20 protein-coding genes are annotated in these 20,232 nt (G+C 71.2%); 5 read left to right on the plus strand and 15 right to left on the minus strand.

Features of this window, described 5'->3' with window-relative positions:
• Window positions 1-215 precede the first annotated feature (215 nt).
• The 15 genes from P1P75_RS18885 to P1P75_RS18955 all read right to left on the minus strand — a co-directional run bounded on the left by P1P75_RS18885 (window position 216) and on the right by P1P75_RS18955 (window position 12,872).
• The gene (locus tag P1P75_RS18885; RefSeq protein ID WP_319256761.1) at window positions 216-440 is read right to left on the minus strand and encodes a hypothetical protein; all 225 of its coding nucleotides are present in this window, start codon (window positions 438-440) and stop codon (window positions 216-218) included.
• A 119-nt stretch (window positions 441-559) separates the two neighbouring features.
• Window positions 560-1,318 carry a hypothetical protein gene (locus P1P75_RS18890; RefSeq protein WP_319256763.1) on the minus strand — a complete coding sequence of 253 codons (759 nt, stop codon included), beginning with the start codon at window positions 1,316-1,318 and terminating at the stop codon, window positions 560-562.
• A gap of 233 nt (window positions 1,319-1,551) precedes the next feature.
• Window positions 1,552-2,049 carry a hypothetical protein gene (locus P1P75_RS18895; RefSeq protein WP_319256764.1) on the minus strand — a complete coding sequence of 166 codons (498 nt, stop codon included), beginning with the start codon at window positions 2,047-2,049 and terminating at the stop codon, window positions 1,552-1,554.
• A gap of 84 nt (window positions 2,050-2,133) precedes the next feature.
• On the minus strand, window positions 2,134-2,325 hold the full coding sequence (locus P1P75_RS18900; RefSeq protein ID WP_319256766.1) for a hypothetical protein: 192 nt from the start codon (window positions 2,323-2,325) through the stop codon (window positions 2,134-2,136).
• Window positions 2,326-2,450: 125 nt separating this feature from the next.
• The gene (locus tag P1P75_RS18905; protein WP_319256768.1) at window positions 2,451-3,884 is read right to left on the minus strand and encodes a DNA/RNA helicase domain-containing protein; all 1,434 of its coding nucleotides are present in this window, start codon (window positions 3,882-3,884) and stop codon (window positions 2,451-2,453) included.
• Window positions 3,881-4,762 carry a hypothetical protein gene (locus P1P75_RS18910; RefSeq protein ID WP_319256770.1) on the minus strand — a complete coding sequence of 294 codons (882 nt, stop codon included), beginning with the start codon at window positions 4,760-4,762 and terminating at the stop codon, window positions 3,881-3,883. Before P1P75_RS18910 ends, P1P75_RS18905 begins: the two co-directional genes overlap by 4 nt.
• Before the next feature lie 79 nt (window positions 4,763-4,841).
• Window positions 4,842-5,378, minus strand: a complete 537-nt coding sequence (locus P1P75_RS18915; RefSeq protein WP_319256772.1) for a hypothetical protein — start codon at window positions 5,376-5,378, stop codon at window positions 4,842-4,844.
• 2 nt (window positions 5,379-5,380) lie between these two features.
• Complete coding sequence (locus P1P75_RS18920; protein ID WP_319256774.1) at window positions 5,381-7,372, minus strand: hypothetical protein; 1,992 nt, start codon at window positions 7,370-7,372, stop codon at window positions 5,381-5,383.
• A gap of 121 nt (window positions 7,373-7,493) precedes the next feature.
• Window positions 7,494-7,697: a hypothetical protein gene (locus tag P1P75_RS18925; RefSeq protein ID WP_319256775.1), complete on the minus strand. Its 204-nt coding sequence runs from the start codon at window positions 7,695-7,697 to the stop codon at window positions 7,494-7,496.
• Window positions 7,697-8,167 (minus strand): hypothetical protein, encoded by a 471-nt coding sequence (locus tag P1P75_RS18930; protein WP_086797990.1) that lies wholly within the window; start codon window positions 8,165-8,167, stop codon window positions 7,697-7,699. The genes P1P75_RS18925 and P1P75_RS18930 overlap by 1 nt, the downstream gene beginning before the upstream one ends.
• Before the next feature lie 212 nt (window positions 8,168-8,379).
• Window positions 8,380-10,512, minus strand: a complete 2,133-nt coding sequence (locus P1P75_RS18935) for a DUF2637 domain-containing protein (protein WP_319256778.1) — start codon at window positions 10,510-10,512, stop codon at window positions 8,380-8,382.
• Window positions 10,513-10,750: 238 nt separating this feature from the next.
• Window positions 10,751-10,942, minus strand: coding sequence for a DUF5999 family protein (locus P1P75_RS18940; protein WP_319256825.1), 192 nt, complete (start codon window positions 10,940-10,942; stop codon window positions 10,751-10,753).
• A 208-nt stretch (window positions 10,943-11,150) separates the two neighbouring features.
• Window positions 11,151-11,471 (minus strand): WhiB family transcriptional regulator, encoded by a 321-nt coding sequence (locus tag P1P75_RS18945; protein ID WP_319256780.1) that lies wholly within the window; start codon window positions 11,469-11,471, stop codon window positions 11,151-11,153.
• Between the two features lie 80 nt (window positions 11,472-11,551).
• Window positions 11,552-12,037, minus strand: a complete 486-nt coding sequence (locus P1P75_RS18950) for an ATP-binding protein (RefSeq protein WP_319256781.1) — start codon at window positions 12,035-12,037, stop codon at window positions 11,552-11,554.
• Between the two features lie 268 nt (window positions 12,038-12,305).
• Window positions 12,306-12,872, minus strand: a complete 567-nt coding sequence (locus P1P75_RS18955) for a hypothetical protein (RefSeq protein ID WP_319256783.1) — start codon at window positions 12,870-12,872, stop codon at window positions 12,306-12,308.
• Between the two features lie 325 nt (window positions 12,873-13,197).
• Between P1P75_RS18955 and P1P75_RS18960 the strand changes: the two genes are divergently transcribed.
• From P1P75_RS18960 to P1P75_RS18980, 5 genes are all read left to right on the plus strand, one after another.
• The gene (locus tag P1P75_RS18960; RefSeq protein WP_319256785.1) at window positions 13,198-13,950 is read left to right on the plus strand and encodes a GntR family transcriptional regulator; all 753 of its coding nucleotides are present in this window, start codon (window positions 13,198-13,200) and stop codon (window positions 13,948-13,950) included.
• Window positions 13,947-14,657, plus strand: a complete 711-nt coding sequence (locus P1P75_RS18965; RefSeq protein ID WP_319256786.1) for an ATP-binding protein — start codon at window positions 13,947-13,949, stop codon at window positions 14,655-14,657. Before P1P75_RS18960 ends, P1P75_RS18965 begins: the two co-directional genes overlap by 4 nt.
• 237 nt (window positions 14,658-14,894) lie before the next feature.
• Window positions 14,895-16,124, plus strand: coding sequence for an XRE family transcriptional regulator (locus P1P75_RS18970; RefSeq protein ID WP_319256788.1), 1,230 nt, complete (start codon window positions 14,895-14,897; stop codon window positions 16,122-16,124).
• A 952-nt stretch (window positions 16,125-17,076) separates the two neighbouring features.
• The gene (locus P1P75_RS18975) at window positions 17,077-19,326 is read left to right on the plus strand and encodes a hypothetical protein (RefSeq protein ID WP_319256790.1); all 2,250 of its coding nucleotides are present in this window, start codon (window positions 17,077-17,079) and stop codon (window positions 19,324-19,326) included.
• A complete protein-coding gene (locus tag P1P75_RS18980; protein ID WP_319256792.1) occupies window positions 19,323-20,153 on the plus strand; it encodes a DUF721 domain-containing protein in 831 nt (276 codons plus the stop codon). The genes P1P75_RS18975 and P1P75_RS18980 overlap by 4 nt, the downstream gene beginning before the upstream one ends.
• Window positions 20,154-20,232: the final 79 nt, after the last annotated feature.

The raw sequence follows: 20,232 nt of genomic DNA on the forward strand, positions 1-20,232 counted from the left end.
CGGCGGGTGGCTGCGGGCCCGGCTGGCCCGCCTGTTCGTGCCGGTCGCCGCCATGACGGGCCTGTGGACGGTGGCTACGGTGTGTCTGCTGCTCGGCGGCGCGGTCGGGGGATGAGCACGGGCGGTTCCTCCAGCGGGTCGGTGGCAGGGACGGCGGCGCCCCACCGGCGTGTTGCTGTCCGGCGGGGCGCGGTGGTGCTGTGCGGTGACGTTCGCTACGGCGTGTTGGTGCTGGCCGTGGTCGGCGTGGTGGTGGCCGCCGGGGTCTGGGACGGGGTGGCGGGCTGGCCGTCCGCGTTCCCGTGGGACCCGAGCACGATCGCGAGGACGGCCGCGGCGGCCAGCGCGAGGCGCGTCAGCAGCGGCATCTTCTTGGCCGGGGCGGTGGAGTGTGCGGGTATGAACCAGCCCTGCACCGGGGTCGGGGTGTTCTGCGGCATGACGGATCTCCTTGCGGATCGGCGGCTTGGGGTGGTGGTACGTGAGGCCGGACGGCCTGTCCGGTCCTCGCCCACCGCGCCGGAGCGGGTGGGCGAGGACCAGGCGGAGCGTCCGGAGGTCAGTCCTGGAAGGGGCAGCCGTTGTGCTGGTCGGCGGGCGCGGCCGGGGGCGGCACCGGGACGTGGATCTCGGGCCGGACGGTGACCTCCACCGGGCGGGCGGCGGGGCGGCGCAGGGTCAGGCCGCGCATCGCGAACGCGGAGAGGAACATCCAGCCGAGGACAGCGAGCCCGACAGCGACGGGGCGGCTGGCGTCAGGGGTGGTCGTCCAGATCATCCAGACGGTCGCCGCGCCGTGTGCCGTCCACAGCGCGCGTACGCCGTTGTTCCGGGAGAGGTAGCCGAGGACCAGGCCGACGATGCCGGTGAGGAGCCACAGCGTGTAGACGGTGGAGCCTTCGACCGGGAGGCCGGCGGCGTGCTGCGCGATGTACGTGCGGACCGGCTGGTCGACGACGGCGGCCACGCCGCTGGAGGTGTCGACGCCGACCTGCACCTTGGGCACGGCGGTGAGCAGTTGGTGCAGCGCCTCGAGGACGACGTCGCCGGCGGCCTTGGCCATCAGCACGGCGAAGGAGACTCCGGCCACCATCAGGACGGCGCGGAGCCAGGGCGCCATGTGCCGGAAGCCGACCTCGGGGGCGCTGAGCACGTCTTCCCACATCTGGTGCAGGACGCCGTTCTCTTCCCATGCCTCGTTCCACCAGGTGCGCAGCGCGGCGAACCGCGGCTCCTTGGGCGGCGCCTTCGGGAAGGGCACCGGGAGGTAAGTGAGCTCCTGGCGGTTCTGGCCGGGGGTGTTGTCGTGGGACTGCACGGGGCAACTCCAAGGGGTCGGTGGGCTGTTCGGGGCGCGCGAGTGGGCCAGGTGGTGAGCGGCGGGCTCGGAGGCGACGGCTGCGGTCGACGGGCAGATCCGGGATGCCGAGGCCGGTGACCACGGCGGCGTCGGGATCGGCTGCGACTGGCCGCGAGGCCGGAGGGCCTGTCCCGCACCCGAGGCCCGGCCTATGCGGCGGGGTGTCGGCTGCGAGGCAGGGCGTCCGGAGTTCAGCGGACGTCGTTGCGGGTGCGGGAGAACATCCCGCGCTGGTTGCTGGTGTTGTTGATCTGCGTGTTCTGCACGACGGGGCCCTCGAACACGTTCTTGGTGACCGCGTTGCGCGCCTTGTTGATCGCGCCGCCGATCGCGGTGGCGACCATGGCGACGCCTGCGAAGGGGAGGGTCACCATGAGGACGCCGTAGAGCGTGACGGAGGCCAGGCCCTGGAGGACCAGCCAGGCGCCGCAGCCGATGCCGGTGACGCCGGCGCCGACGCCGACGCTCGCGACGGCGATCCCGAGTGCCCACTCGGGCACGATCCGCTTGTCGTCCTGACGGACGGGCGGGGTGTCGCCGTACGGGGGCAGCGGGCTGTCGTCGCGGAACGACGTGGGGATGTGCCGCACGACGGGCACCTCGGGGCGGAAGTTCTCTTCGATGATCCGCTGGGCTTCGGCCTTGGCTTCGGCGTCGGTCAGCGGGCGGGTGATGTGCTCGAAGTTCACGGTGTTCTCCATCCGGGCAGATGCGGGGGCGCCCTCCCTGCCGTGGTGGCAGGGAGGGCGCAGGGGGTGGGGGAGCGGGGCGGTTCAGCCGATGCTGCTGAGCATTCCGGCGAGGCTGCTGATGCCGCTGGTGATGGCGGGGGCGATGCCGGTGGAGGCGAGGGTGAAGCCGAACAGGGCGGCGGCGAAGGCGGGCCAGATACGCAGGTAGCCGGTGCGGACCAGGATCAGCACGGCGATTCCGGCGAGGACGACCAGGGAGACGGTCAGCGCCACGGTGGAGAACTCCTTCGGGAAGGTCGGCGAGATGACGGCGATACGGGTGCGCCCTCCCCGGCCGTGGTGGCGGGGAGGGCGCAGGAGGGGGCTGGGGCGCCCGGGTCGGTCTCGGGCGCCCTTGATCACATGGGCAGGCTGATCAGGCCGGACGCGTCCCTCGGGGCGATCTTTTCCTCGCCGCGCAGGGTGCTGATCGTGGTGCGCACGGAACCGAGCTTGGCGTCCTTCCCGCCGTCCTCATCGAGGGCCGCGCGAAGGTCTGCCTCGGACAGAGGGCCGGACTCAAGTGCCGCGAGGATCCGTTCCTTCAGCGTCCTGGGCATCGGCGGCAGCGATTCACTCTCGCCTTCGTCGCCCTCGCCGTACTCCCAGTCGTCGGCGTCACCGGCCGCCTGGCCTCCCTTGCCCTCCTTGGGCGGCGGGAAGATCAGCTTCAGAGGCTTGCCCGGGGGCGGCGCGGATCCGTAGAGCTGCCGGATCACCGGGTCGTACCCCTCGTGCGGCGAGAGCGAGCCGACCAGGAAGTAGCGCGCCATCGACGTCGGCCGGGCCGACGTCAGGTGGTAGCACATCCCCTGTGAGTTCGGCTTCTCCTTGCTGCGGTCGACGGGCGCGCCCCATCGCTGGATACGACGGGCGGCACCGAGGATCTTCGGGATGGGCTGGAGGTTTTCGCCAGTCGGCAGCAGGCCGTCGCCCACGAGCGAGGCCATCATCTGCGAGCTCCACCTGAGGAGGACGACTTCGCCTTCCTTCAACATGGCCCTCAACGTGTCGCTGCCACCGAGTTCGTCAAGGTGCCCGGCCTGCGCCGCGAGGACGATGCCAATGCCGACGCTGCGCCCGGTCCGACCGATTTCCTTGATCAGTCGAGCTGCCTCAGCCCGGAACGGGCTGCCCTTCTCCAGCAGGCGGTTGGCTTCGTCGATGACGACGTATTCGAGCGGGTCCGGGTTGTTGATCAGGAAGCCCGAGCGGCCCATGTCGGCGTACCGGTTGAACCGCGCTTCGGCCTTCGCGACGGCGGCCCGCAGCAGGCCCATCGCCTCTTCCAGCGTCCGCACGTGTGTGGCGACGTTGTCCTTCGCCTCGGGTACGGACTGTCCGCCCTTGAGGTCGGCGAGGTGCACGACGATCCCGTTGCGCTTGCACGCGGCGAGGAACGCCTGAAGGGCACGGCTCTTACCGGCGCCGGTCGTGCCGAAGATGATGATGCGCTGCGCGTTGCCGGTCTCGGGGTCGTGGACCCGCATCCGCAGCGGCTCGCCGTCGTAGTACGAGCCGATACGGATGCAGCCGTTCTCATCCAGCTGGAGGTCTTCGAGGGTGATCGCGCGCATCTTCGCGAGCGGGTTCACGGGGAAGACGCGGACGACGGCCTGGCGGCCCCGCCCCTGCTCGAAGATCACACGGCTGGGGTCGTCGACCTCCAGGAGGTCGCACAGGGCGTCATGGTCGGCGCCCTTCACGCCGCCCGGCCTGGTGCGCAGCATGTACTCGCGCATCACCTCCTGCTTTTCCTCAACGTGCTTCTTCGCGAGGGCTGCCGGGGTCACGGGTTGAGCTCCTTCGACATGTCGTACTCGTTGATCTCGGTGAGGGTCACGCCGGGCAGCGCGGACCGGCCGATCTCCGCCCAGACGTCGTCGTCGGGCGCCGGGCCGGCCTCGGGCTTGGGGCCGATCAGTAGCATCGCGACTCCGGCGCCGTGTCCGGGGATCGCCTGTACCTCCAGCAGTTCCTCGGGCACGTTCATCAGGGCCGACAGGCGCCTGATCTTGATGTCGGGTACGGGCTCGCCCTTCTCGATCGCGGCGAGCGCGACGGCGACGCGGCGCCGGTCCTCGATCGCCCGAACAGCGATCACGCGCGTGCCCTCAGCGACGCCGTCCTTCTTCGCCGCGTTCAGAGCCCACCACCGGCCCGCCGGATCGTCGGGAATCTCGATGGCGACCTCGAGTTCAGCGCCTGCGGCGTCCTGGTCGGCCTCGGTGTCGTCGGTCTCGATGACGGGCTCGGGCCACTTCGCGACCCTCTTGGCGAGCCGTCCGGGGCGCAGCCACCACACTCCGGCCGTCCACAGCACGGCGACGCCGCCCTGGACCAGGCGGCCCTCGGTCGCGTCCCACACCAGCTCGGTGACGAGGTTCGAGACCAGCACGGAGTGCGGCGCCAGGTAGATCGTGAACACGATCGGCTTCTTCAGCGGGTGGGCGAGCTGGAACCGGGGTGACAGGAACGCCCCGCCCAGCCCGGCCGCGATCGTGGTGAGGATTGCGGGCAGGGTGCCGGCGTCGGTGAACAGCCCCGCCGTCATGGCGCTGCCGCCCGCGAGGGTCGCGAGCCGGCCGACGCCGCTGACCGTGGCCGAACCGGCACGGCTTACGACCGAACCCGCGCGGCGGGTGGTCTGGATGTACGTGCGCAGCGGCATCGCCGGCACTCCTTTCAGGTATGCGGAAGGCGCCCGGCCCCTCGTGCGGGGGCCGGGCGCCTTCAGGGGCGGATTCGGGTTAGCGGTTGCTGTACCACTCGCGTTCGGCGACGGCGGCGGTGCCGGACTGCATCGCCTCGTTCACGTCGCCGTAGTCGCTCTCGTGGTCACGGGCCGCGTTGTCGAACTCGGTCGACATCTCCGCCGCCTCAGAGGCGAGCGCGTCGGCGAGCGCGAGGGACGCACGCATCGTGGCTGCCGCGTCATGGTGTGACGAGGTGACCGAGTCGTCGACGGCCAGCGACGCGGCGACGTCGGCGAGCCCGTCGACGGTCTGCGCACAGTCTTCGACATACGAGTACGCGCCCTTCACCGCCTGCGACAGCATCCGCATCGCCACCGCCGCGATCCCAAGGCGCGCGATGACGAGCATGAACGTCAACGCGTCCGCGATGACGTCGACGATGCGGCCGCTGCGCTCAGCGGGCAGATCGGCCGCAGCGTCCATCCCCTCGCCGGGGGCGGGCAGGTTGGACGCACCGGACGCGGTGACCTCCGCACTGCTCTGGACGTTCGTCGGCTCGATCGCACCGCCGCTTTCGGATTCAGTGCTCATGATCAGGCCCCACTTCGGTCGTGGTACTCACGCTCAGCCGGTGCCACGTGCCCGGCTTCCTTCACCCGGTCGGCGCGCAGCTTGTCAGCCTCGATGGCGGTGTCGCGCGCCGACAGGATCGCCTCGGACGCGCGCGGCAGGGAGTCGCGCAGCGCTTCGGCCTTGTCCTGCACGCTCCCGGCCCGCTCCATGAGGCGGATGCACCACATCACAAGGACGCCGGGCACCTTCTTCTCGATGCACATCGCGTACAGCGATTCGAGCCCGGCCTTCAGGCCCTCACACTTCGAGGCAACGAGGTTCATGTGATCGACGCCCTGAAGGATCTGCTCGCCCATCTCTTCGTCGGACTCGATCAGGTCGTACACGGTCAGGTCGGCGTCCACGAACTGGGTGTCGCCGACCTCGCCGACTGCAACGGCTGTACCCATGACGATCGGACTCTCTTTCGGTACGGATCGGGTGGGCGTGACCTGACCGGATGATCCGGCGGGCAACTCCCTTCGACCTGTGGTGATGCCAGCGGGCTGACGTCGCCGCGGTTCGGGCCGGATGACCTCGACCTCGACCTTGTAGGTGACGTCCCAGCCGGGCGGAGGGCGCAGCCACTCGCCGTCGCCGCCGGGCATCGACCCGGGACCGCTCGTGCTGCCGCCTTTCCTGCGCCGCCGACCCGTCTTCGGTCCCGTCGTGCCTCCCTTCGGCTTCCGGCGCCAGCTGTGCGGCTTCTTCCGGCGGGGCGTCTTCTTCGTCCTGCCCTTCGAGCTGCCGGGCTTGGGCTTCTTGGTGAGGTCGACCTTCTCCGTGTCGTCCTTCTTCGCCCCGGTGCCGTCACCGGCCTTCGGCTTCTTGGTGAGGTCGACCTTCTCCGTGTCGTCCTTCTTCGCCCCGGCGCTGTCACCGGCCTTCGGCTTCTTGGTCAGGTCGACCTTCTCGTCGGGCTTGCCCTTGCCGGTCTCCTTCGGGTCCTTCGTGGCCTTCGGGTCGGTGGCGCCGGCCTTCTCGCGCTCGCGCTTCGCCTTCCGCTTCTCGGCCTTCCGCTTGCGCCGGTCGGCGGCCGCGGCTGCCGCTTCCTTCCGGGCCGCCGCGCGGTCGGCCAGGTCGGCCTTGCGCTGATCGGCCGCAGCCTGGCGCCCGGCCTTCGCTTCGTCGTTCTTGCGCTGCTGTCGGCCGGTCGCGAGCTTCCCGAGCGTGCCCGACCCCGGGGACTTCTTGGCCCCGGTCGTTGAGCCCTTGCTCGATCCCGAGCCCGGGCCTGACGATCCGGTGCCGCCTCCGGCCGCGCCCTTCGAGCCCTTGCCCGATGAGCCCGGCCCCGAGGTACGCGAGCCGCCGCCAGCAGGTCCGTTCTTCGAACCCTTCGGACCCGCGCCCGCGCCCGAGCCGCGGCCGCCGGCGCCGGTCGCGCCGTTGGCTGAGCTGCCCCGGCCGCCGGCCTTCGGTGCGGGCTTCTGCTGCTGCCCGAAGGCGCCGCGCCCCGAGCCGCCGCCGGTGCCGGACCCGCCCGAGCGACCGCCGCCGCCCTTGCCGGTCGCGCCGCGTCCGAACTCGGGCCCGGACTGCACGCCCTTCTTCGCACCGGCCGCCGCGTTCGCGACCTTCTGCTTGTCGGCCGCCTCGCGCGCCTTGTCGGCGACGGCGTCGTGATGCTCGCGCCGCGCCTTCAGGTAGTTCGCCATCGACCACGTGCCGCGCAGCGCCGCGACAGCGATCGCGGCCATCGTGACCATCGCCATCGAGGCCGTCGCGCGGGCCGGTGTTCCGGTTCCGCTTGAGGCGTTGGCGACCATCTGTGGGGCGACGTCGTCGGGGTCGACGGTGCTCGAATCGTCGTCGTCGCCGGAGGTCGAAAACGGCAGGAAGAAGTCGGGCGGCGGGGCCAGGTCACCGGCTTCGGGCGGGGGCGGAACCCCGTCGTCGGGAGCGCCGCCGGGCGGCGCCAGGTTGAGCATGGGGAGCGTGATGACGTCCGCGCCCCGACCGTCGTCGGTCATCTTTTCGTCCTCACTTGACGTAACCGCCCGCCTCGCGTACGCGCGCGCGTGACGCGCGCGTGTGGCGACCGGCTGGTGCGGCGGATTCCTTGATTTGAACGTTGATTTTGAACGCGGAGCGTTACGAGCCGAAGCCCTTGTCCTTCAGGTACTTGCCGAGCTGGTCGGCCATCGCCTCCCACATCGGGTCGTCGTCGGGAAGGTGCGCCCGGGCCGCGTCGAGGAGGACGACGACCCGGTCGCGAGCTGTGGCCGCCCCGTTGATCCGGGGCGACCACAGCTCGAAGGTGAGGCGCTTCGTCCGCGCGGGGTCCTTGCCCGGCATCACGCGCCCTTGTTGAGGTGCGCGAAGAACGGGTGCGGGTCCTCAGCGGGTTCCGCTTTCGGCTCGGGTGCGTCGATCTGCCGCTGCCCGCCGCCGGCCTTCAGCTCCTTCAGGCGCTGCCGCTCGGCTTCCTTCTCAGCCCGCTTCTCAGGCAGTTCCTCGTAGCTGCGCCGGTAGCGCGCGCTGTACGCGGTGAGCTGGACGATCACGTCCTCGAGGTCGGCGACGACCTTCGCGAGCGGCCGGACCGTGTGCTTGGCCCGCAGCTTCGACTGAAACGGCAGGTCACCGGGCAGCTTGTCGGCCTCGCTCAGATCGGCCTCGATCTCTGCGAGCAGGGCCTTCGACTCAGCGAGCAGGGGGGCGAGGTACTGCCGACGCTGCTCGATGAACACACGGCGCTTGTCCGGGCCTTCGGCGAGCAAGTCGGGCGTCCACACTCCCCTGCGCGGCTGCTTTTCGTCGCTCATCAGGGCTACTCCTCTGTCGGGTTGTGCAATCGGGTCGGCACCGATTCGGGCCAGGGGGACGTCCCCGCTCGGGGCGGGGACGCACGATCGGCCTGCCGGCCGTGGCCGTCACCGGTCCGCGCTCAGTGATGCGAGCGCGGGCCGGTGGCGACCATGAGCGGCAGGGGTTCTGCCAAGGGGGGTGAGCGGCTGAGCGCTCACCGGGCGCTCACCTACGCGCCCGGGGCGGCCTCTTCGACTTGCTCGCGCAGGCGCTGAGCGGTCGGCCGGGAGACCGGAGTGTCGGACAGGCCCGCGTCGGTGAGCGCGTCGCGGATCTCGGTCCACTGCGGGCGGCGCCCGAGCTCGGTGTAGAGGAGACGGATGCGTGCGTGGCGACGCTCGGTCAGCGCCTCCGTCTCGCTGCGCGTACGAGCGTTCTCCGCTCGCTGAGCGTCCGCCTCCTCTGTGGCGCGCTCACCCTCGTGAGCGCCAGAGGTGAGCGCCGGGCGCTCACGCTCGCCGCGAGTCTCTCCCGAGGTGAGCGCGCTCATGTCGGGGTGAGCGTGCTCGGTTTCCTCCGCTCGCTCGATGGTGTGAGCGTCCTCGGGGGTGAGCGTGTCGGCGAGCGCGGCGGGCACCTCTCCGAGCTTGAGCGCCATCCGCTGGTCCAGCGGAGCCTTCCAGCGCCACAGCCACCCGTGCTCTTCCTTGAGCTGCGCTCGCAGGTACGTCTGCTCCTGGAGGCGGGTGAGCGCCTCCTCGTAGGAGGTGATCTCCCACAGGATCATCCGGCGGCGAAGGCGAGCGGTGGGGATCGGGGCGAGGATCCAGCGGCTGCGGCGCACCGTCTCCATCCGCACCTTGCCGGTGACCGCCCCGATCCTCGTGGCGTACACGTGGGAGGCGATCTCCGAGAACACGACCCACAGCAGCGTGAGGGCGGCGTGCCCGAGGCGGCCGGACATGCTGTCGGAGGCGTGCCAGTTCAGGTAGACGGTCACCGCCGTCAGCGCCCTGGGCACCCACCGGATCCAGCGCAGTTCCATGCCCATGCGGATCAGGACCAGGCTGGCGCCGGTGAAGGCGGGGATGGAGACGTCGATGCCGACCGGCAGCAGCCACGGCCACTCCCAGCCCCACCCGGCCGCCTTGGTCTCCAGCGCGGTGTAGGAGGACAGCAGACCGATGGTGGAGACGGCGGCGGCGGCCAGGACGATCGCGACGACTCCCACCAGCTCCCCTCCGGTCAGCGGCGGCACGCCACCGGCGGGCCGGGCGTCGTTGCGGGCCTTGCGCCGGGCGGCGCGCGACTCGGTCCGGATCTCCCGGCGCCGGGCCCGCTGCACCGTGCTCTGGGTGGCCGCCTCCAGGACGCGTTCACCCTCGGCTCGGGCCTGGGCGGCGGCGATCCGGTCGGCGGTGGCCTTCTCGGCTGCCTCCCGGGCCGCCTTCGCGTCGGCTTCGGCCTGCTCGCGCAGCCGGACGACGTCCTTTTCGGCGGCGGACCGCAGCTCCTCAGCAGTGGACCGGGCGTCGGCCAGGGCGCGGTCGGCGTCCTGGCGAAGGCCGGCGGCCACCCTCTCGGCTCCAGCCCGAACCTGCACGGCCTGGTCGTCCGCGCTCTCGCGCATCCGGTCGGCGTCGGTCCGTGCCCGCTGAAGGAGCTGTTCGGCGTCGGTGGCGGCGCGGGTGCGGGTCTCAGCCGCGGTGCGCTCCGCGCCGGCGAGCAGCTCGGTGCGCTTGGTCTCCGCGTCGGCGAGAGTCTTCGCGGCTGCGTGCGCGGCCTCGGTGCGGACCTGCTCCGCCTGCGCGGCCGCCGTGGTGGTGGCCTCTTCCGCCTGGCGGCGGGCGTCGGCGAGGACCTGGTCGGCCTCGCCGGTCGCCGTCGTCGTGACGGTGTCGGCCTCGCGGCGCGCGTCGGCGAGCAGCTGCTCCGCCTTCGCTTCGGCGTCGGCGAGGACCTGCTCCGCGTCGGCGGCCGCGGCGGTCACGGCGTCGGTGCGGACCTGGTCGGCGTCCGTCGCGGCGGCGGCCAGGATGCGGGACTGTTCGGCGGCGGCGGCCTCGGTGATCGAGGCGGCCTCCGTACGGGCCGCGTTCATCAGTTCACCGGCGCGCGCCTGGCCGTCGGCGAGGATGCTGGCGGCGTCGTCGGCGGCCAGGCCCCGGAGGTCGGCGGCGCGGTCGATGGCGTCGGCCAGGACCGGATCGGCCTCCGGGTACACCAGCGGCGCGGTGTCCTCAGGGCCGGTGGCCTGGGCGGGGATGGAGGCCGGCGGCGTCGTCGCCTTGGCGCGCCCGTTGGCGCGGGGCTTCGCAGCCGGGGCGGGCTTGCGCCTGCGCCGGGTAGTGGTGTTGGCCACGGGGTGTCCTCTCTTACGTTCCGGCGCCTCGTGCAAGAGGCCACCGCGGGTCGGCGTCGGTCGGTAGGGTCGTGACCAGGCCCTCCGGGGCCCCGGCAGCTCAAATGCCGGGGGCTCGGAGGGTCGTCTGTGTCGCGTACACCGGCTCGGGGCCGGCTGGTCCGGACTGTCCGGCTCCCAGTCACCGCCCGCCCCGGCCGCCGTGGTCGGCGGTCAGGGCGGGCGGATCAGGCAACTGTCAGGCCGTGGCCGCGAGGGGGCGGCGCGGGGCGATGATCTGGCCGTCGGGGAGCAGCTCGCCGGTGTCGTCGAAGAGCACCAGGTCGTTGCACAGCAGGCTCCAGCCCTGCTCCGGGTGAGCGACCACGACGTGCGCGGCCTCGCGGTCGGGGCTGCTGGCCGACGGGCATTTCGGGGTGTGCGTGCACAGCGAGTCCGACAGCCGGGTGGAACCGGTGGCGGTCGTCGCGGTGTCGAGCTGGGTGCTGCTACGCATGGGCTCTCCTGCGGGGATGCGGGCCCGAGACTCTCCCGGGCTGGAGACGTGCGAAAGGCGGCCGCCCGTGGTGCGGGCGGCCGACCTTGTGGAACAGCGTGGTGCGGGCAGGGAGTTGGCTGTCGCTCCCGTACGGCGGGCGTCAGGCGGAGGCGGCCGCGGCCGCGGCGCGCTTGCGGGCCGCGCGGCGCTTGAGGGAGCGGCGCTCATCCTCGGACAGCCCGCCCCACACGCCCGTCTCGTTGCGGTCCAGCGCGCCCTCGAGGCAGCTCTCCATCAGGGGGCAGCGACGGCAGACGGCCTTGGCCTCCTCGATCTGGAGCAGCGCCGGGCCAGTGTTGCCGATCGGGAAGAACAGCTCGGGGTCCTGCTCGACGCAGGCGGCGCGGGGCCGGTCCGGTGCGTCGGTGGAGACGGGCGCGTAGGCGTGGCTGCGGACGGCGGCGACGGACACTCGCTTCATGTGGGCCTCCCAGAAGGTCCGTGAACGAGGCAGCCCCGAGGAATCCCCGGGGCTGTCTCAGGTGTTGGCGGCGGGCTGAACTACCTGGCGTCGATCTGGCAGCGGATCTGCTTGCCGACCGGCGAGGACACGACGTCCCAGCCGGGCGCGAGCATGTCCAGCAGACCCAGGCCGCGCCCGGACTCCGCGTTGTCGCTGTCCATCGCCACCGCGCTGCGGTGAGGCAGCAGATCGGCGGCGGGGTCGTGCACGTTCACCTGGACGGTGCGCCCGGTGACGTACACCTCTACGACTAGCGGCACGTGATCGCCGCAGGCCCGAACGGCGTTGCCGAGCAGCTCCGAGACGAGCCACTCAGCGGTGTCGGCGGTCGCCTGGCCGGCCCCGTACGCCGTCAGCGCCGACACGGTCAGACCGCGCACCGTGCTGAAGGCGAACTCGGAGGCCGTGATGTGGGCGACGAACCCGCCCGCGCGGTGACGCAGGTGGAGTCCGGGGACGGAGGCCGGAAGCACCGGCCGGTCCGCAACCATCGTTCCGGTACCCGAGACGGTGAGCGTCGTCACTGTGAACCGCCGCCCTTGCCGCCCTGGCGGACCCGGCGCAGCGCTTCGTCCATGTCCGGGTCGCTGTCCCCCTGCGCACCGAACGGGGCGAGGGATGTCATCATGTAGCTCAAGGTTGTTGTCCTTCCGCGAAGGGGATGGCCTGCTGAACGGCCTCGGGGCGCAATCCCGGGGCCGCTCGTTTTGGCTGGTCGTACGAGCAGCCACGGCCCCTGCCGACCCGAGGTGATCGGGTCGGCAGGGGCCGTGGTCGTTCGTGCGGGGTGGCTCAGTGCGCGGGGCGCTTGGGGTGGAGCGTGGTCAGTGGAACTGCGGGGCCCTCCGTGGGAGCGTCGCCAGCGGGGACGTCCTGGCGGTTCTTGTCGGCGTCTGCCACGCGGGGCAGCACCGCGTTCCAGTCGGCCACGCGCCTGGTCGGCGTGCGCTCCGCGCGAGCCCGCAGGGTCCGGTCGGTCTGCGGGCTGAACGCCTTGGGGAGCACCGCGGTGGGCTGGCGGCTGGAGGCTTCCGTGATGGCGTCGGCCAGGAGCTCCCGCCACTCAGCGATCGTCAGATCGAGCTTCACTCGCCGGTTGCTGCCGTCACATCGGCGGGGTTCGGCGGTGCCGGCGCGGCCGGTGTGGTGGGGGACCAGCTTCGGGTTGCGGCCGTCGTGCCCGGTGATGGGGCACCAGCGACTGCAGTTCGGGCAGACCAGGCTCTCCGTGCCGGGGAGCAGGTCGATGTCGATGGGGGGCAGCTTCGAGACGGTGATCGCAGGGAGGCTGCTGACCTGCTTCGTGCGGGTCCGGGTCGGACGCTTGCGGGCCGTGGGCATCGCGGACGTGATGGTCATGCGGGATCTCCTTGTGTACGGAGGGGCGGGGCTGCGTCGCGGTGCTCTCTCCGCCCGCCAGGCACCGGAAGACCCGGCGTCCTGGAGGACGGACAGCGCATAGCGCTGCGACATACATGCAGGTGAGTCGAGACCAGGGGATTTAGTGGTGCATCAACCCCGGCCACCCCGAGGGGCGGACGACTTCCTGCGGACTTGCTCGCGGTGCTCCCGGAGGATCACCGCGTTGTACTTACCTCAGGTTGCCTGAGGTACCCTCAGGTGTCAAGCGGTATAGTGAGGTACCCTCAGGCGACGAAGACGACGAAGTAGTAAAGGAGGCGACATGCCCGGGCCGCCCCAAGCCGACAACAGGCCGCCGTATACGCGCATCGCGAGCCATTACCGCGACCTCATCTGCTCCGGGGCACTCAAGCGGGGCGACTTGCTGCCGAGCATCAAGGCCATGGCAGACGAGTGGAAGGTCAGCACCGCCACGGCCGACCGCGCGATGAAGCTCCTGCGTGACGAGCAGCTTGTTCGAGGGATCAAGGGAGTTGGCACCGAGGTTCTGGGTCAGCCGCTGTCGCTGTCCACCGGTTCCGATCGCCACGACCGAAGTAGTAAGACCCAGTCCCCGTGGGGCACCGGCGAGAAGTCGAGCGGGCACACAGCCGGCGTAGTCGCCGCTCCCGACGACGTCGCAAGCGTGCTGGGTATCACTCCTGGTGACGACGTGATCCGTCGAAGCCGTGTCTATCGAGACGGGCATGGCATCGTCGCTCACTCGACCTCCTGGATCCCGGCCGAATTTGCGCGGGTGGTGCCCGAGTTGGCGGAGAGCACGCGCCTCGTAGGTGGGCTGTCGCTGGACCTGATTGCCCGGGCTACCGGACGGCAGGTGGCCCGGCGTGTGCATGAGGAGGGCGCCCGCATCGCCACCCTGCAGGACCTTGAGCTCCTGGAGCTGGAGGCTGACACGGTCGCGGCCATCCTGGTGTTGACCGCGAGATTCCTGGACGCCGACGGCGAGATCCTGGAGTACGGAGTCGACTTGGGCGCTCCGGGCCGTACACGTCGCTCGGAGGAGGGACGATGACCAGCCGCGACACCGTTCTCCTGGACGACAGCCTCGTCTGCTGCCTTGAGACCCGCCTTGGTCGCCTTCTGCGAGCCGAGGCGTCCGACACCCTGACCTTGGAAGGACGATTCGAGATCCGCCGCATCTCTGCAGCCCTGGCCGGTCGTCCGGGACCCGCGCCTCGGGCCATCCTCATGTCGGCGATGCCTGGTGCTGGCAAAACAGCCCTCGCGCTTGCTCTGGAGCAGGCCGGCTTCCGGCGACTCTGCCCGGATGAGGAGATGTTCCGTCGCTATGGCCACTACGGACGGGACTTCCCTCGCGGCGAGTTCCGCGTCCGGGAGGCGCCCGTCCTCAAGGACATCGCCCTTGAGCTTCAGGAGTCCCTGCAATCCGGCCGGGACACCGTGGTCGACCACGGGTTCTGGACTCCAGAGGAACGCGCCCAATGGGCGGCAACCGCCATGGAGGCTGGCGGTGTACCTGTTCTCATCTACCTGCCGGTGCCGCACGAGGTGCGCTGGGAGAGGATCCGGGAGCGCAACGCCCAATCGCTGGTTGACCCCAATTCGATCGAGTTCAGCGAGGAAGACCTGCTGAGGTTCGCGGGCCGATTCCACGCACCGACCTCTGATGAGCCGCACATCGTCTATGACGGCCACCCCGACCGCCTGCTGGCCGAACTCCGTCGTACGCGCCCTTCCGCTGATGGCGGCCCCCATTGACCTCTACCTCCCACGTGCATCACCGAGCACTTCTTGACCATGACCGTGCTCGGGTCGTGCCGCTGCGGAAAGTGACATCAGGTGGTGACATTCGGAATGTCACCACCACTTGTCACCTCCGCGCGATCAAGGGTGCGTGCCATGCTCGGCCGCAGAAGGGCCGGCCTCCGCGTCGCGGGCATCACCCTGTCCGGGCACAGGCTGCGCCGCAGGACCGTACGGGGAAGGAGATCGGCGATGGATGAACGTCCCGACTGGGCACGCCGGATGGTCGAAGAGCGTGCGGCGCGCGAATGGTCGCAGGCCGACGCGGTCCGCGCGCTGATGGTCCGGCTCCCTGAGGACCAGGACGTCAGCGAGCAGGATCTTCTCCGCCAGTGGAAGCGATGGGAACGGGGCGACGCGCAGCCCACGAAGTACAGGTCGGCCATCGCCAGCACCTTTGGAACGACGACGGGCGCGTTTTTCCCTGAGCGCAGCCGCCGTGACGGTAGGTCGGAAATCTTGCAGGTCAGCGGTATGGACACCGTGGACATCATCGCCAGGCTGCGCGCGAGTGACGTCGATGTCGCGACGCTGGACGCGCTGCGGATCACGGCGGACCGGTTGTGCTGCGAGTACGCGTACATGCCTGCCGACCAGCTGCTTCTGGAAGGCAGGGCGTGGCTCGCCCGCGTCGTCGGCCTCCAGCACCAGCGGGTCAGCCTGGCGCAGCACCGCGAGATCATCGCGCTCGCCGGGAAGTTGTCGCTCCTGGTGGGCTGTGTCGAGTACGACTCCGGTCGTCCCCGTGACGCCGAAGCCACCCGGCAGGCCGCGCTGATGCTCGGTCAGGAGGCGGGGGAGCTGAGCGTGCAGGGCTGGGCGCACGAGATGCGGGCGTGGTTCGCGCTGACGAGGGGCGACTACCGCGGCGTCATCGCGGCCGCGGAGGCCGGCATCGCCGTGGCGCCGAACGAGAGCGTCGCCGCGCAGCTGTACGCGCAGAAGGCCAAGGCGTGGGCCCGGTTGGGCGACCGGTCGCAGACCGAAGTCGCGCTCGATCAGGGCCGTCAGATCCTGGAGCGGCTGCCTTACCCGGAGAACATCGAGAATCATTTCGTCGTCGACCCCGCGAAATACGATTTTTATCGCATGGACGCGCTGAGGAAGTCCGGCGAGAACCGGCTTGCAGAGCAGTTGGCCAATGAGGTCATCCGGGCGGGCACGGATTTCGACGGGACGGAGCGGTCGCCCATGCGGATTGCGGAGGCCCGCGTCACGCTTGGCGTGGTCGCTGCGCGCGAGGGCGACCTGGACACCGCACTCGCTTACGGGGAACGGGCTCTGACGGGGGAACGGAAGTCGCTGCCCTCACTCGCGATGGTGGCCGCCGACCTGGGGCAGGCCCTCCAGACTCACTACGGACACGCCTCCGAGGCGCAGGAGTTCGTCACCCACCTTCGCGAACTGCGGGGCGGCCAGTGACTTTCCCGTGTGGCGGGCAAATTGCCGCGCGCTTCCCGTCCGGCGGGCGCGGCATTCCGGGCACCTCGGACGTTGTGCGAATTCGCCTCGCAGTTATGTCCGGTCGTGCGGTTAGGCTGTTCGCAGACGTGATCCAAAACAGCGAGAACCCCAGGGACCGTGCCTGGTCCACTGGGGCTTCTCGAACGGGGCTAAGCCTCGTTGGGCGACACACCTGGTTGGGAGGTGCTCGCGGGATGAAGGTTACCCGCACGCGTGGAACTACACGCGCAGCTACGCCGTTCTTCCAGCGCGATCACGCCATCCGGGCTGTATGCGCGCAGCTTGACGCCAGCCTCCGGATTCAGGGGGTTGGGATGACCTAGTGGCCATCGGCCGCGCGCGCCAAGAAGAGTGGACTCGCCATCCCCTTCGGCCTCGCGCGGCCCGTCTACCGCCTGGATTAGCCACCAGAGCGGTCCGCTCAGATCCCGGGTGCAACCGGTCCTGAGCCGCGGCTTATCAAGCCGCTCATTTCAGTCCGGCCCCTCATCAGGGCCAATGCAACACCCGCGGGCCCCCGCCAAGGGGCTTCGCGGTTCGTTCCGAGGCCCGGCCAAGGGCTTTCGGAACACCAGCACCAAGTCGTCAACGGAAGGAGATCCGCCTCTGGCCTTCGTACTGTCGCCCGCTCCTCACGGAGGGGGCTCACCTGTCCCGCCACACGAGCCATCGAGCGCGGCCCCTGCCAGGGGGCCCGTCTGCGTTGATCCATATGGAAGGTCGGTATCGCCATAGTGCACGAGCTTCAGTCGTCTTGTCAGGTCGACCACGACCAGGCGTCAACCCCGCCGGGGGTGATTTCTGCTGGTTGTGGTGTCCCTCCTGGCGGGATTGTGACGTACATCACACCCCTTGGCTGTCACACGGATGACGCCGGTTCGGCAGACCGCCTGACCTCGGGGATGTTCCTGTGAGCGCGGGAGCGGCGTCGGCCGCCACGCTGGACCGCCCCCTGTGGGAGTCCGTCGACAACTCCGTCGACGGGGCTCCGGCCGGGCGCTCGCGGCGTTGGCTGCGGTCGGTGCCGACACAGGCCGGCCCTGTGCCGGAGCGTGGTCCGGCGCCCCCGCTGGCCCTGGGGCGCGATGCCCAGTCCCGGTTTCGCGGTGCGGTGGGCGCACTGCTGGATGCCCCTGGCCTCGAGGGCGCGTCGGACGCGGTCCGGCTGGCGGTGATCGTCCTGGCGTCGCGGACCCCCTCCGAGACGGGCGTGGTGGAGATCCGTACGCCCGAACTGGGTCGGTGGCTGGGTCTGTCGGCGTCGTACGTCGCTTCGGACGTGGTCCCGGCGCTGCGCCGGTCCGGCCTGGTCTCCATCGACACGGCGGAGGGCGAGTTCGGCCAGGACATCGGGCTGGAGTGCCGGGTGCTGCCGGTGTGGGACGCGTACGACGTGGTCGGGCATCCGCTTGCGCTGGAGAAGAAGGAGTTCGCGACGCTGCTGAGGCTGCTGGAGGCCGTGATGGCGCCGGGCTGGGCGCACAAGGACGGGCGGGTGACCCCGGCCGGGCTGCTCGGCTCGCGTGTGGGTCGCGCGGCGGCGACGGACCGGCTGGCGCTGCTGTTGCTGGTTCTGGAGGCGCGGGAGAACGGGCAGGTGCGGCAGTGCGGCGGCACGGTGGACACCAAGCGTGGCCGTGCGGCGGCGACGTTGGCCCGGCTGATGGGCTGCAAGGCGTCGACGGGGGAGCGGGTCCTGGAACGGCTGGAGGACCGGGACCTGGTGCAGCGGGTGCGGGTGGGGACGGCGTCCAGGCTGCGTCACCGTACGCGGCTGATCGTGCCGGCGGTCGCCGCCGCGCACGGCAAGCGCGGTGCCGCCGGTGCCCGGGAGGACCGTGCGACCGCCCTGGACCCCGATTTTTCAGAGCCCGACGTTGCGGCAGGGGATAGTGAGGCCTTCGAGCCGGTCGCAGAGCCGCAGGTCAGCGGTGTGCGGGTGGCGGATGAGGCGGGTGTGACAGAGCCCGACGTTACGGCAGCCCTTCACACTGATCACTCTCCTGTGGGTACTGACGTCTCTTCTCTCTCGCTCTCTGATGGGTTTTCCGGCGAAGGCCGTGGTGGGTCCGGTGATCTGCCGGACCGCGCGTGCGAGCGCGAGGACCAGGCCGTGGACGCTGACGCTGTCGACGGGCTGCACCTGGTCGACGGCGAGGACGGCCCGCTGCGCGGGGAACAGCTGAAGAAGTCCCCGTCGTCGATCAGCGAGAACGGCAACTGCGGGCCGGTGGCCGGCGCCCTGGTGCGGGTCGTGGACGGTGCGGGTCAGGGCAGGCAGCAGCAGGGGAGGGGGGTCCAGCCGCCGGAGAATCTGCGGGTGATCTTGGAGCCGGTCCGGCTGCTGTGGGCGCGTCTGGAGCGTCCGGCCGCCCGCCGTCTGGTGGAGGCCGCCGTGCGTGCCGAGCTGGCCACGGTGAGCGGGTTCGTCGGCCGGATCGACGGCCCGCAGGTCCTCGCCGACCGCCTCGCCCGGCGCCTGGAGGACCAGCTGCGGCTGGGCGGTCCGATCAAGGACCCGGTGGGCTGGCTGATCGGCAAGGGGCTGCCCCAGCGGCAGGAGTGCGGCGACGCGCTGTGCGACGACCGCATGCTGCTCGACTCCGGCCGGGACTGCCCGCGCTGCGAGGACCGGCAGGCCAGCAGCCGTGCCCAGCGCCAGGCGGTGGCGGCCGCCGTTGAGACCGCGATGCCGTACGCCTCCGAGGCGGAGCGCCGTGCGGCGACCGAGCGGCAGCTGCACGAGACCGTGACCGCCCAGGCTTGGGCCCGCGAGCAGCGCTGGGAGCAGGTCCGGGCCCGGCAGGCGGCGGCCAAGGCCCGTGCCGAAGCCGCGGCCGCGTACCCCGCCCTCAATGAGTCGGCCACGTCGCCGGCCCCGGTCGTGCCGCCCGCCCCGCGTCCGGCCGCCGCGCCCGCAGCGCAGCCGGAGGCCGACGACGTCGACCGGGACCTGGTCCTCGAGGACCTGACCCGCGAGCAGGTCCTGGACTGGCGCACCCGCGCCGCCCGCGACCACCAGGTCGTGTTCGACCACATCGACCGCTACGGCGAGACGTCGGCGCAGCGCCTGTTCACCCGGTCGTTCGTCGCGACCGTGCAGCGTCTGTCCGGCCTCGGGCACCTGGATCTCGGCTACACCACCTGGGGGCAGGCATGAGCGGCGGCGAGGTGTCCGGCGTCGACCTGGCCCGGGTCGCGCTGCGGGCCGCGATGGAGCAGGCCCGGAAGAACGGCGGCGGCCAGAAGACGACGCAGAAGCAGCCGCGCATGGTCCGTACGGTGCGCCGGGACGGGCGCGAGCCGATGGGACTTGGAGCGGCGATCGGCGCGCTGGTCACCGAGCGGGCCTGGGAGCTCCCGGCCGCCGGCGCCACGCTGCGCCAGCGGTGGGCGGCCATCGCACCCGAACTCGCGGGGCACGTCACGGCCGTGGGGTACGACGCCGACTCCGGCCAGCTCACCGTGTGCCCGGAGTCGTCGGCCTGGGCGACGAAGACGCGCCTGGAGCAGACCCGCATCGTCGACGCCGCCAACAAGGCAGCGGGCCGGACGGTCGTGCGCGCCTTGCGGATCCTGGCGCCCGGCTCCGTCCCCGCGCCTGAGCCGGACGACACCGCACCGACCAGCCCGGTCGCGCCTGTGGGCCCGGCGAAGACCAGAGAGACCGCGTGCGACGGCTACCGCCGCGCCCTTGCCGCGCACCGTGAGACCGCGCCGCCGTCCCGGGTGGATCCCGGCATCGCGGAGGCGGTGGAGCGGCAGACTCGTGCGATGCGCGAGCTCAGCCGCCGGGCGTTCCCCGACCCGGAGACGGTGCAGAACGATGCGCCCGCCCCGATCGAGGCGACCCGCGCGCAGCGCCGCCGCGAGGCCGCGGCGACCGAGGCCGCCGCGCTGCGCCGGGCCCGACAAGAGCGCGCCGCCCGGGCGTCGGGGACGGCGGCCGCCGTCCCCGAGTCGGCTGCACTTCGGACCACGGCCTGAGTCAACTCATAGATCAGCACCCCCTGTTACTGATGGTTGTCCCGGCGTAGCGTGACGGGTACACGTCTGGAGATCAGGC

Origin of the sequence: Streptomyces sp. ID05-39B, assembly GCF_033794725.1 — a bacterium.
Taxonomy (GTDB): Bacteria; Actinomycetota; Actinomycetes; order Streptomycetales; family Streptomycetaceae; genus Streptomyces; species Streptomyces bobili.